Source organism: Pseudomonas sp. B21-015 (assembly GCF_024749285.1).
Taxonomy (GTDB): Bacteria; Pseudomonadota; Gammaproteobacteria; order Pseudomonadales; family Pseudomonadaceae; genus Aquipseudomonas.
On sequence record NZ_CP087196.1, the window covers coordinates 3,122,859 to 3,135,783 of the forward strand.

Annotated in this window: 8 protein-coding genes; 3 read left to right on the forward strand and 5 right to left on the reverse strand. The window is 57.3% G+C overall.

What is annotated here, in order from left to right:
* Window positions 1–25: 25 nt before the first annotated feature.
* The 3 genes from LOY38_RS13855 to LOY38_RS13865 all read right to left on the reverse strand — a co-directional run bounded on the left by LOY38_RS13855 (window position 26) and on the right by LOY38_RS13865 (window position 3,010).
* The gene (locus LOY38_RS13855; RefSeq protein ID WP_258700508.1) at window positions 26–1,045 is read right to left on the reverse strand and encodes a sugar kinase; all 1,020 of its coding nucleotides are present in this window, start codon (window positions 1,043–1,045) and stop codon (window positions 26–28) included.
* Window positions 1,038–1,820 carry a sugar phosphate isomerase/epimerase gene (locus LOY38_RS13860; protein WP_258700509.1) on the reverse strand — a complete coding sequence of 261 codons (783 nt, stop codon included), beginning with the start codon at window positions 1,818–1,820 and terminating at the stop codon, window positions 1,038–1,040. The genes LOY38_RS13855 and LOY38_RS13860 overlap by 8 nt, the downstream gene beginning before the upstream one ends.
* A gap of 164 nt (window positions 1,821–1,984) precedes the next feature.
* Window positions 1,985–3,010: a LacI family DNA-binding transcriptional regulator gene (locus LOY38_RS13865; protein WP_309475878.1), complete on the reverse strand. Its 1,026-nt coding sequence runs from the start codon at window positions 3,008–3,010 to the stop codon at window positions 1,985–1,987.
* Between the two features lie 258 nt (window positions 3,011–3,268).
* On the opposite strand from LOY38_RS13865, the gene LOY38_RS13870 reads away from it, so the two are divergent.
* From LOY38_RS13870 to LOY38_RS13880, 3 genes are all read left to right on the forward strand, one after another.
* On the forward strand, window positions 3,269–4,159 hold the full coding sequence (locus tag LOY38_RS13870; RefSeq protein WP_258700510.1) for a hypothetical protein: 891 nt from the start codon (window positions 3,269–3,271) through the stop codon (window positions 4,157–4,159).
* Window positions 4,160–4,240: 81 nt separating this feature from the next.
* Window positions 4,241–6,115, forward strand: a complete 1,875-nt coding sequence (locus LOY38_RS13875) for a hypothetical protein (protein WP_258700511.1) — start codon at window positions 4,241–4,243, stop codon at window positions 6,113–6,115.
* Window positions 6,116–6,354: 239 nt separating this feature from the next.
* The gene (locus LOY38_RS13880; protein ID WP_258700512.1) at window positions 6,355–8,892 is read left to right on the forward strand and encodes an autotransporter outer membrane beta-barrel domain-containing protein; all 2,538 of its coding nucleotides are present in this window, start codon (window positions 6,355–6,357) and stop codon (window positions 8,890–8,892) included.
* Window positions 8,893–8,992: 100 nt separating this feature from the next.
* On the opposite strand, the gene LOY38_RS13885 is transcribed toward LOY38_RS13880, so the two are convergent.
* Complete coding sequence (locus tag LOY38_RS13885) at window positions 8,993–9,634, reverse strand: DUF1345 domain-containing protein (RefSeq protein WP_258700513.1); 642 nt, start codon at window positions 9,632–9,634, stop codon at window positions 8,993–8,995.
* 191 nt (window positions 9,635–9,825) lie between these two features.
* Window positions 9,826–12,924 (reverse strand): efflux RND transporter permease subunit, encoded by a 3,099-nt coding sequence (locus LOY38_RS13890; RefSeq protein ID WP_258700514.1) that lies wholly within the window; start codon window positions 12,922–12,924, stop codon window positions 9,826–9,828.
* Window position 12,925: the final 1 nt, after the last annotated feature.

A 12,925-nucleotide genomic window follows, 5' to 3' on the forward strand; every position in this document is an offset into this window, starting at 1 on the left:
GGTAACGGTTTTAAATCTTCAGTGACTATGCGGGCCTCATCGCGGGCAAGCCCGCTCCCACAGGATTTGCGCGAATCCCTGTGGAAGCGGGCTTGCCCGCGATGGCGGCCTCGAATTCAACGGATAACTCCCTTCGATCGGGCAACCCCTCCATATCCCCACGGCTCTGCACCGCGCGGCTGCCGATCCAGTTGGCACGCTGCACGGCGTGGGCAACGCTGTAGTTTTCCAGCAGGGCGCTGATCAGGCCGACGGCAAATCCGTCACCGGCACCGACCGTATCGACCACTGTTTTCACGGGTACGCCTGCAACGAAACCTTCATCGTGATGCGTGCGGTAATACGCGCCGTGCGGGCCAAGCTTGATCGCTACGGCTTCAACGCCCTGGTCGAGGTAAAACGCCGCGATGTCGGCGGGGTCTTCGAAACCGGTGAGCAAACGCCCTTCACTCAAACCCGGCAGCACCCAATGGGCGAGGGCAGCGAGGCGGTTGACCTCGGTGATCATCTGTTGCTCGCTGGCCCACAGACTCGGACGCAGGTTGGGGTCGAACGACACGCTGCGCCCGGCATCGCGCAGGCGGGTCATCAGTTCGAAGGCCATGTCCCGGGCCGATGCAGACAGCGCCGGGGGAATGCCCGTGGCGTGCAAGTGCCGGGCCTTGAGCAGCTCCGGTGCAATCGACCGCACCGACAAATGACTGGCCGCCGAGCCGCGCCGGAAGTATTCGACAACCGGATCGCTGCCATCATCGGCGCGGGATTTGAGCTGGAACCCGGTAGGGTGTGCCGGGTCGATGTCGACATGGCTGCAATCAAGGCCTTCTTTTTTCAGCGCATCGATGACGAACTTGCCGAGAGAGTCCGCGCCAACCCGGCTCAGCCAGGCGACGTTAAACCCCAACCGCGATAAGCCAATGGCGACGTTGCTGTCGGCCCCGGCAATGCGTTTGTGGAACTGGCCGACGTCGGCCAGTTCACCGTGCTGCTCGGCGACGAACATCGCCATGGTTTCGCCGAACGACAGGATATCGATCTCAGACATGCGCAGGCTCCAGGCAGGATTGACCGAGGCGGGCGAGGGTGGCGACATGCTCGGTGGTCAGTTGCACCAGGTCGTCACCTTGCAGTGGATATTCCGCCGCACGCATCACGCACTGGGGCATGTGTTGCAACAGTTGTCCCCACAGATGCAGGTCGCTGGCGGCCGGTGGCACCGCCACCCGTTTGCCGTCGGCCCGGCGCGCCACCGCTTTGCAGTGCACATAACCGACGTGCCGACCGAGCAACCGCGCGGCGCTGGCGGCCGACTGGTCCTGCCATTGCCAATTGCCGATATCGAAGGTCATTTTGATCGGCAGGTTGTGTTGCTCGACGTCGGCGAAGAAGCGCTGGAAGGGTTCGATTCGGCCACCGTGCAAGGTCTGGTCGTTTTCCACCAGCAACTGTACCGGGCTCTGTTTCAGCTGAAGGGCCAGCGTCTGTAGATCGTTGTTGTCGGTGAAATAACCCAGGGAGACTTTCAGCCATCGGGCGCCGAATGACTCGGCGCGCTTCAGGGTCCAGAGCAGTTCAGGGTTGGGTGTCGAGTGCCCGGCCAGCCACAACTCCAATGGTGAGGAATACACGCTTTCGAGGCCCTTGGATTGGCTGGCATCTGCCAATTGTGCAGGGACTTCGAGGGTCAGCAGCTCTTCGCGCCATTCAATGTGTGTGGCGCCGGCAGTGGCCAGCATCTGGACGAAACTGCCTTGGCCGCGTTGGCGAACAAGGTCTGCGCCGTAGCTGGACAGGCTGATGGAAACGGGTGGTTTGTTCATCGTTATGCACCTCTGAAACCGGTTTCATTTTTAGTCAAAAAAATTTGGTTTGCGTTATGTGGTGATTTTCAGGGCCCCATCGCGGGCAAGCCCGCTCCCACAGGTTATGTGAACGCCACAGATCCTCTGTGGGAGCGGGCTTGCCCGCGAAGAGGCCCGAACATTCACCGAAGATTCCCCAGGGTCGACCCCCGAACAATCAACCGCGCCGGAAAATCCAAAGTCCGCGCCGGCCCGTCATCACCTCGCAAGCGCCTGAGCAAACACTCAAACGCACTCGCGCCAATCTCCGCCGTCGGCTGGGCGAGGGCGGTAATCCCGCTGCCCACCAGCGGGTACCAATCCAGATTATCCAGGGCAATCAGCCCGACATCCTTGAACAGATTGCACTTCAACTCACGCAACGAATGGGTGCTGGCCAGCGCAGCGATACCGTTGGCGCAGAACAGCGCTTTCGGGCCAGGGCCAGAGGTTTGCAGAAAAGTTTTCAAGTAGCCGGTCAGGTCGCTGCCCGTTTCGACCACCGCGCCTGAGAGCGCCGGGCGCTGCGCAATCTGAGCCTTGAAACTGCTGACCCGCTCGATCCGCGAACTGGTGCCGTCATAAGGCTCGGTCACCAACAGCACATCGCGATAACCGCGTTCCTCAAGGTGGGCAATGGCGATCTCGACGGCAGCCGGATTATCCAGCCCCACCAGGTCGCTATCGAGCTGCTCGACCTTGCGATCCACCAGCACCATGGGCATTTCGCGATGCAGTTCGCGCAGCTCATCCCGATGGTGGCCGAGGGTGTTCACGATCAAGCCTTCGATGTTGTACGAGCGCAGCAACGCCAGGTGTTGGCGCTCCTGCTCGTCATCGCGATCGGTGTTGCACACCACCAGGCTGTAGCCGTGCTGACGGCAGGCGGTTTCCACCCCGTGCATCACGGCAATCGAATAAGGGTTACGGATATCGGCCACCAGCATGCCGATCAGGCGGGTACGCCCGCGTTTCAGGCCGCGGGCCATCTGGTTCGGGCGGTAGCCCAGTTCGGCAATCGCCTGTTCGATGCGCAAGGCAATGGCATCGGAGAGCAGGGCGCGGTCATCGCCGATGAAGCGCGAGACGCTGGCCTTGGAGACCCCGGCGTGTTCGGCGACGTCGAGCATGGTCACGCGGCTGCGTTGGGCGGCGGAGAAATCGTTCACGGTGGGTGTCGACCTTGTTATTGGAACTGAGTTTGTCTGGTTCTGAAACCGGTTTCAGATAACAACAGATGACTGCGAATCGTCAAGACATGGAACCCGACACAATGATTGGAACCGGGTAAAACAGACAAACGGTAGTTCTACCTGTCAGAACTGACAGTTGGAAACATTAACTAACAAGCGTCTAATTTCCCCGCCAAGCAACAAAAAACAACGAAGCCAATACCCGAGCAATCCACATCAATCGGTGAGAAAACTATGACCCCGATGCCGTTGAAACAATACCGCGACATTGCCAACGGTCCACTGGCGAAGCCGCTTTCCGTGGAGGGCGTTGACGATACCGACCTGGAAGGACATATCTCTCGCGAGATTCTGCGTAACGGTACTCGTATCGTCATTCCTTACTGGAGCGAACCAGAAGACGACGATGAACTCTGGGTGATGTTGCGTCAGAACGGTGTGGTAAACAGGCTCTACACAGTCTTTTATCCAAAACCACTGAGCGTTTCTTTTTTATATTTCGATTTGACGTCACAACACTTGGCAGCCGATGGCATTGCGTGGGTGTATTACAAAGTCTGGAAAGGTTCGGGTGGTAATGATGACCCCTCGCCCGAAAGACAACTCACTATAGATCACACACCGCTTTTAACTTTGGAAGAGCCGATGTTCCCTCACGCCACACCTTGGGGGTATCTGAATAACAACACGAAGCCGCCATTGACAAGTGGCGCCACAGTTGCAATGCCCGCTTCTACTAATGTCGCCTTGCCCGGGGATTTGGCTAAGGTTTATTGGCAGGGGTATCCGAGTCTGAATGGCAGTGGTGTACCGGTGCCGGAAACTTATGGCGTGTGGGATCGGCTGTTGTCCGAGCAGGATATAAAAAACGGATATGCGTTAGTTGTACCGTTTGAGCCGCACATAAGAACGCTATTTGATAATGACTCGGCAGTTGTTACATGTAAGTTGTTCAGGTCGAAGCGACTTATTGCAGAATCAAAAAAAGGCTTGGTGAAAATTGACAGGGTAATACCTGGTGAAAGTGGCCCGTCCGGGCTTAATGAAGGAGATAGGGAAATGACAGCACAAGAGAAGTTACCACGGAAAGTAAGGGCCAACCCTCCGAGGATCGGTGAGGAATAGATTGGTATACAGGCGACATCCGTTAGCGTCGACAAGCTGGCTGATGAGTCTATAGCGATCAGTGTTCTGGATTCGGGAGAGATGACTTTCAAGTTGGCTCGTTTCACCGAGGAGGATGATCTCGATGAAGTGGATGTTTACTTTGCAAAAACAGGCGACGCCATGGCGCTGCTGAAAGGTTTCATTCCGCTTGGGCCGATCGCTGGCCGTGATCCGGTTGCGATGGAGATTAAGGTTCCGACAGATGAATTCAAAGAGCTATCCCAGCCGGCTACCCCCACGGGCTATCAGGTGCAGTTGGTCGTTTACAAAGGTAGTGCCGGTAACGACGACCCTTCGAACATTGTAACGTTCAACATCGACCGTACTGCGCCGTTTGAGGTCAAGTATCCGACACGCAAAAAGAATCCACCGACGCCTGCTCCCACCTTTGTCAATGCCCCGGTGGATGCTCAAAGGCTTGTCAACGAAAACTGGATAAAAGATCCTGCGAACGCGGATTTAAAATTCACTGTGTTTGTCGGTTATCCATTGCGTCGTCTTGATGATGAACTTCGTGTTTTTCTGACGTCGGGCAGTGTGAAGCTAGAGGTGTTCAACGGTACCGTTAACGCTGCTGGCGAATTCACGGTACCCAACACTGTATTGCGCGATCTCCCGAATGGGCGGGTCACGATCTCTTATAATTGGACAGACCTGCCTGGGAACTTTAGTGAAAATTCCGTTCCAGCTGCCGTATTAACTCTCGGGCTGGCGTTGGATCCTAAACTGAACAAAGGACCTTTGGTTCCGAAAACCGATCCGAATCGAACCACGCCGATCTATCTGGACGACATGGTGGCCAACGATGTGTTTGCGATTGTCGAGCGCGCGTCCATTGATAATGCGGAGCCGGGCGATCAGATTACTGTCTATGCCGAGGATCCGAATGATGTGACGAATTTCGTGGGCTTTGGTACTCAACCACTTGCAAGTGTGGATTTGAGTTTTCAGCTCACTTACAAAGATAAACTTGAAAAAATCTTTGATTCGTCGACCGAGACCAAAAAAATCAAACTCTGGTTCGAACTCACCCGGGGAGGGGAAATGTTTTCTTCGCCAGATACCTACATCTGGCTGGCATTTGATCACGCAGGGGGAGTCAATCCGGCTTTACCTGACTTGACGAACCCCGACGCCGTGTTGCCCGTCGTCACCGGAGCTTCCAAAACGCCAAACGAACTACTCCCCGGCGATCGTGACCAATCGGGCGAATTCAAAGTAACTCTAAAACTTACGGATCCAGCTATTACGTCAGCGGAAACAGCCAAGTGCTATTTGAATAATCAACTTGTGGGTGAATTTTCACCTTTTGTTGACGCGGTAGAGTTCAGTGTTCCCATCAGCGCTGACATTATATCCAGACTGCCCACTCCCACGGTTCCAGCCTATTGGACGATTCAGAAAACGGGCGTTGACAAGAACGTAATCAAGTCCTTGCCCGAGACCGTGAAGGTCAATGGCAAGAAAATTGATTTGTTGCCGCCGACCATCAGGATCCGCAACCCTGCGGTCAAGAATCAAATCGATTGTTATGCAATGAACAATGCCACTACCAACTGGCGACTTGCGGTGACCATCCCCAAGGATCCGGTCAATCTGCCGCAAGGGAAAATCATTACGGTGCATTTTGCAGCCTACAGTGATGCTGCTGGTAATAATTTGATTTCCGACACAGAGGATTCCCAACCTTATACCATCCAGGCCGCCGGGACTGTTGACGTTGCAAGTGTTGCCAGTGCAGCCGTATTCAAGGCAGCTCAGCCGCGTCTGGGTACAAGGGCATTTGGCAAGTATTGGTACACAGCCGATATCGGCGGTTTGCAAACTTCGGTGCCGATCATCAAGCCGCTGGACACGATTACTTCCAGTGGTGAGTACTGTGACCGGTTGGCTGTTCCTCCAGCCACGCCTTGATAATTAGATATTGAAAGAGGTCTATCGCGAGGGAGATTAATTTCTCTCGCGATATCGATATTTTTCTGTGAAGTAGCAAGCCATAAATCCCATCGATTTGCAGATAATTCCTACTGGGCCGAGGAATATTCCTACATCTAACTTTCAGATTGCTGATTAGTCTGTCAGACGTTTTTTGGGGCGATTTTTCGTTACGTCAGAAAAATCGCTTTCGGATTTGTTTGCAGTGCGGAGTTCTCATGCCCCTACCATCAAGTTTCAAACATTGCAAAACTACAGGATGCTTGTTTACCGCAATTGTCCTCGGCACACCCGCGGCTCACGCCAGAACACTTCTTCCTGGTGAAAGCGCGACTATTACCAATCCACCTGCGCCAGAGGCATGGGTGGTATCCCAAGGTGGGACACTAACGATCAACGGTGCCAGCGCTCTGTCGATCAGTTCGCAAAATGCCACTGTCATTTTCGACGGTGGTCAAAGTGCGCGGATCGAGGGCCGTGAGGGTTCCAGGCTCGCACTGACAGGTGCGACAGTGAACAGCGCATCGGGCAGAGGAGCCATTGCGCTTAGTGACAGCTCTGCCACTATCGATAACAGCACCATCACCAGTACCAACAGTTTTGGACTTCTTCTGGGACGTAACATCAATACTCCGACATCGTCCAGCGCGACGGTTACGGGCAATAGTGTAATCACCGGCGCTGCTGGGGGCGCGAATGCCGTGGGTTTTGCGGTGTTGAACCTCGAAAACTCAACTGTTCGTGGCACCCGTGCAACCAGCTACGGCGTCCAACTGGGCGGCGCAACACTCTCTGCGACGGGCAGCACCATTTCTGGCGGGCTGGATGGCCTGCAAATCATCACTGACAATACCGGTGTCAACGCCAGCACCGTCACGCTGAACAGTACCCGCGTGACGGGGGAGACTGGCTCGGCGATCGTATTGGGTTCATCCGGCAGTGCCGGAACCGTCGCGAATATCGAAGTGCTCGGCGGTAGCGAGTTGATTGCCGGCAACGGTACGTTGTTACAGGCGAGCAACCGCTCCACGGCCAACCTTAAAGTAGATGCCAGTGCGTTGAGCGGCAACGTCGTTGCCGATACCGGCAGCACGGTTGCGCTGCTGATGCAAAATGGGGCTTCCCTTGACGGTAATTTGCAGAACGTCACTCAGACCCGGCTCGATACACGCAGCACCTTGAACGGCAACGTGCAAGCGGTAGCTGGCACTGGAGCCACGGTCAGCCTCGACAATGGATCGGTGATCGACGGCAACCTCGACAACGTCTTCAGCTTGTCGTTGAACAACGGTAGCACCTTGACCGGCGACGTACTCACAGACGCCAATGGCAGCGTAGTGCTGGACAATGCCTCGGTGCTGACGGGGCAAATCAACAACTCCACCCACTTGAATATCAACAACGCCGCACAATGGGTGTTGACCGGCGAGAGCACTGTGCAACGTCTGGTGCTGAATAACGGCGTGGTGCGCATGGGCACGAACGAGCAGTTCCAGCAACTGAACGTAGGCGACCTTTCCGGCAGCGGCACCTTTGTGATGGGCACCGATTTGGGCAACGGCAACACCGACTTCCTGAACGTGACGGGCAACGCGAGCGGGCAACATCAATTGCAGATTTCTGCGACTGGCACCACCCCGGCCACTGCCGAACCGGTGAAAATCGGCAATATCGCCGCCGGCGATGCGAGTTTTTCGCTGGGCACGCGTGAAACCGTGGACGCGGGTACATTTGTATACCGGCTGGCAAAGGACGGTCAGGGGCTGTACCTGAGTCCGGACAAGGAAACGGTGAGCACTTCAAGTAATACGGCACTGGCTCTGGCGGGCAGTGCGCGTAGTGTGTCGAATGCCGAAATGGCCATGCTCAATGATCAGATCAGTGATCGAGGGCTCAGCGCCCGGCCTGATGCATCGCTTCGCGCGGCCAGCGACAGCAACACCACTGCGCTGAGCAACAATGTCTGGGTTCGTACTTACGGCAATCAAACCAATGTCGATAACGCCTATGGCGATGGCTATACCCAAAACCAGACCGGTATCACCGGCGGTGCCGATACATTGGTCGAGCTTGGCGGTCGCTCGTGGGTGTTGGGCGGGTTTGTCGGGAGCAGTCGTACCTACATGGATCTCAAATACGGATCCAGCGCCACCGTCGACAGCCTGAATGCCGGTGTTTACGGCAGTACCTTCGATGTTGAAAGTGGTGTGTTCGTCAACGTCATGGCCAAGATCAACCAGTTCGACAACAAGGCAAAAGTCACCATGAGTGACGGCACGCGGGCCAAGGGCGACTACAAGGCTTTGGGCGCCAGCGGTTCGGTGGCCGTGGGCAAGCATATTCGCCTGGAGGACAACTACTTTGTCGAGCCGCAAGTCCAGGTTGCTGCCGGTGCCACTCAAAGCGACAGCTACCGACTCGACAATGGCCTGCAAGTCAAAGCCGATACCATGCGTTCATTGCAGGGCAAGGTGGGTGTCAGAGGCGGGCGTGTCATAACCCTCGACAATGGCAGCCTGCTGGAACCCAGTCTGTCGTCGGCGGTTAATCATGAGTTTGTGAACACCAATGAGGTGAAAATCAATGACGACCGCTTTGATGATCACCGCGCCAGTAGTTCGATCGAGTATGGAGCGGGTTTGAAATGGACACCGGCTCAACGCAACTGGCAAGTATCCGGCCAGGTCGGTGGCAGTAAAGGCACCACTGTCAGCCAGGAGTGGAGCGGTAGTTTGAGAGTGAGCTATTTCTTCTGATGAACGTTGTTTCTATGAAATGACCTAAAAAATGCCCCCGACAATAGTGGGGCATTTTTTTTGCTTTCTGATTGAGTCGAGATCACGCCAGTGGCAGCCATCAGCCAAACAGGCCCGCCGCGATATTGATCGAAAACCCGAGAATCGCCGTGTTGAACAGGAAACCGATCAACGACTGCGCCAGCACGATTTTGCGCAAGTCGCGGGTGGCCACACCTACGTCCGCCGTTTGCACGGCCACGCCGATGGTGAACGAGAAGTACAAAAAATCCCAATAATCGGGCTTCAACTGCCCCTCGGCAAACCGCAGTGCAGGCTCCTTGCCTTCCCAGGTGTAGAACAGCCGCGCGTAATGCAGGCTGAAAATCACCCCGATCAGCAACCATGAGCCGATCACCGTCAACCCGGTGAAGCCGTAGTGCAACAGCCGGTGATAAGTGTCCAGATCCTTGCTGTCCGCCAGTTGGAGGGTGATGGCGGCGAGGCTGGCCAGTGCAGCCATGCTCACGGTGAACAGCACCAGCCCGGCGTTCTCGTCCTCGACTTCGGCAATGCGTTTCACGTCATCGGCTTTGGAGCGCATCGTCAGCCAGACGATCAGCACCAGATACGTCCAGACCCCGGCGTTCCAGCCGATGAGGATTTTGCCGAGGATCGAATCGGCTGGCGCCAGAATGCCCACCGCGATACCGAACGTGGCAGCGGCGGACAGGCGAGGGTGGGTGCGGGCGAGTAGGGGCATGGAGGCTCGATGCGTCTGGGCTTTGCAAACACCATAGCCCAGCGCAGACTGTTGTGACCACAAAGCTGAATCCAATGAGATCGAATGTGGGAGTGGGCTTGCTCGCGAAAGGGCCGTCACATTCAACATTGACATTGATTGACACGCCGCCCTCGCGAGCAAGACCGCTCCCACAGTTGATGAGTGTTTGGTCAGGTGTTTTTATGGCGTTTGCGCACCAGCTTCATTACCACCACAAAAAACACCGGCACAAACACCACCGCCAGGGTTGCGGTGATCATCCCGCCGATCACCCCGGTACCGATGGCTTGCTGGCTCGCCGAACTGGCCCCGGTGGCAATGGCCAGCGGCACCACGCCAAGAATGAACGCCAGCGACGTCATGACAATCGGCCGCAACCGCAGGCGCGCAGCTTGCAGGGTGGCGTCGATCAGGTCGTGGCCTTCGTCGTACAGGCTTTTGGCGAACTCGATGATCAGGATCGCGTTCTTCGCCGACAGGCCGATGATGGTGATCAGCCCGACCTTGAAGAACACATCGTTGGGCATCCCGCGCAGGGTCACGGCCAACACGGCACCGAGTACCCCCAGCGGCACCACCAGCAGCACCGACGTCGGAATCGACCAACTCTCGTACAGCGCCGCCAGGCACAGGAACACGATCAGCAGCGACAGCCCGAGCAGAACCGGTGCCTGGCTGCCGGACAAGCGTTCCTGCAACGACAACCCGGTCCATTCCTGACCCAACCCCGCCGGGCCTTGCGCCACCAGCCGTTCGATTTCCGCCATGGCTTCGCCGGTGCTGTAACCGGGTGCCGGTTCACCGGAAATGCTGATGGCCGGGTAGCCGTTGTAACGAGTCAACTGCGCTGGGCCCTGGGTCCAGTTGGCCCGGACGAAGGCCGACAACGGCACCATTTTCTCAGCGTTATTGCGCACATGAATCTTCAGTAGATCGGCCACCTGACTGCGTTGATCGCCTTCGGCCTGGACCACCACCCGTTGCATCCGCCCCTGGTTGGGGAAGTCGTTGATGTAGGCCGAACCCACGGCGGTGGACAGCACGTTGCCGATGTCGGCAAAGGAAATGCCCAACGCGTTGGCTTGCTTGCGGTCGACTTCCAGTTGCACCTGTGGCGCTTCGGCCAGGGCGCTTTCGCGCACGTTCATCAAGATCGGGCTCTTCTCGGCGGCGGCCAACAACTGGCTGCGCGCCTGCATCAGCGTGGCATGGCCGAGGCCACCACGGTCTTGCAAGCGGAACTCGAAACCGCTGGACGTGCCAAGGCCATCGACCGGCGGTGGCAGCACTGCAAAGGCCACGGCGTCCTTGATCTGGCTTAGAGCCATGTTGGCCCGGTCGGCAATCGAACTCGCCGAGTCGTCGCTGCCCCGATCTGACCAATCCTTGAGCGTGGTGAACGCCAACGCGGCGTTCTGCCCGCTGCCGGAGAAGCTGAAACCGAGAATCACCGTGCTGTCGCCGACGCCCGGCTCGGTGGCATTGTGGGCTTCGATCTGCTCCACCACATTAATTGTGCGGTTCTTGCTCGCGCCCGGTGGCAGTTGAATGTCGGTGATGGTGTAACCCTGGTCTTCCACCGGCAGGAACGAAGAGGGCAGGCGACTGAAACACAAGCCCAGACCGACCAGCAGCACGCCGTAGATCAACAGGTAACGACCGGTACGCTTCAACGCATAGGCGACCCAGCCCTGATAACGCTCGGTCAGTTGTTCAAAGCGCCGGTTGAACCAGCCGAAGAAGCCGCCCTTGGCGTGATGCTCGCCCTTGGCAATCGGTTTGAGCAGCGTTGCGCACAGTGCCGGGGTCAAGGTCAGGGCGAGGAACGCCGAGAACAGGATCGACGTGGCCATCGACAGCGAGAACTGTTGGTAAATCACCCCGACCGAGCCCTGCATGAACGCCATCGGAATGAACACCGCCACCAGCACCAGGGTGATGCCGATGATCGCGCCGGTGATCTGCTTCATCGCCTTGCGCGTCGCGTCCTTGGGCGACAGGCCTTCGGTGGCCATGATCCGTTCGACGTTCTCCACCACCACAATCGCGTCATCCACCAGAATGCCGATGGCCAGCACCATGCCGAACATGGTCAGCACGTTGATCGAGAAGCCCAGCGCGAGCATGGTCGCGAAAGTCCCCATGAGCGCCACCGGCACCACCAGCGTCGGAATCAGCGTGTAGCGGATGTTTTGCAGGAACAGGAACATCACCGCAAACACCAGCACCATTGCCTCGCCGAGGGTATAGACCACTTTGGTGATCGAGACTTTGACGAAGGGCGAGGTGTCATACGGGATCTTGTATTCGACGCCGGCCGGGAAGTAGCGCGCCAGCTCATCCATCTTCGCCCGCACCAGCGTTGCAGTGCTCAGGGCATTGGCGCCCGGCGACAGTTGCACGCTGACGGCGGTTGACGGTTTGCCGTTCAGCCGCGTGGAGAACTGGTATTCCTGACTGCCGATCTCGACCCGCGCCACATCGCCGATGCGCACGGTGGAGCCGTCAGGATTGGCCTTGAGCACGATGTCGGCGAACTCTTCAGGTGTCGACAACTGGCCTTTGACCAGAATGGTCGCGGTGATTTCCTGCGCGGTGCGGGTCGGCAAGTCGCCGATGCTGCCGGCGGAAACCTGAGCATTTTGCGCAACGATGGCGGCGTTGACGTCAGCCGGGGTCAGGTTGAAGCCGATCAGCTTCTGCGGATCGATCCAGATCCGCATCGCCCGTTCGGCACCGTACAACTGGGCCTTGCCAACGCCGTCCAGGCGCTTGATCTCGTTCATCACGTTGCGCGCCAGATAATCGCTGAGCGCTACATCGTCGAGCTTGCCGTCGCTGGAAGTGAGGGTGATCAGCAACAGGAAACCGGCGGAGACTTTCTCCACCTGCAAGCCCTGCTGGGTGACGGCTTGCGGTAAACGTGACTCGACCGCTTTGAGGCGGTTTTGCACATCGACCTGCGCCATCTCCGGATTGGTTCCCGGCTGGAACGTCGCGGTGATGGTGGCGCTGCCGAGGCTGCTCTGGGATTCGAAATACAGCAGGTGGTCGGCGCCGTTGAGTTCTTCCTCGATCAGGCTGACCACGCTTTCGTCCACGGTCTGCGCCGAAGCGCCCGGGTAGGTGGCATTGATTTCGACTTTCGGTGGCGCGACGTTCGGGTACTGCGCCACCGGCAATTGGCCAATAGCCAGCGCGCCGGCCAGCAGGATAAACAAGGCGATCACCCAGGCGAACACCGGGCGGTCGATAAAGAACTGCGGCATA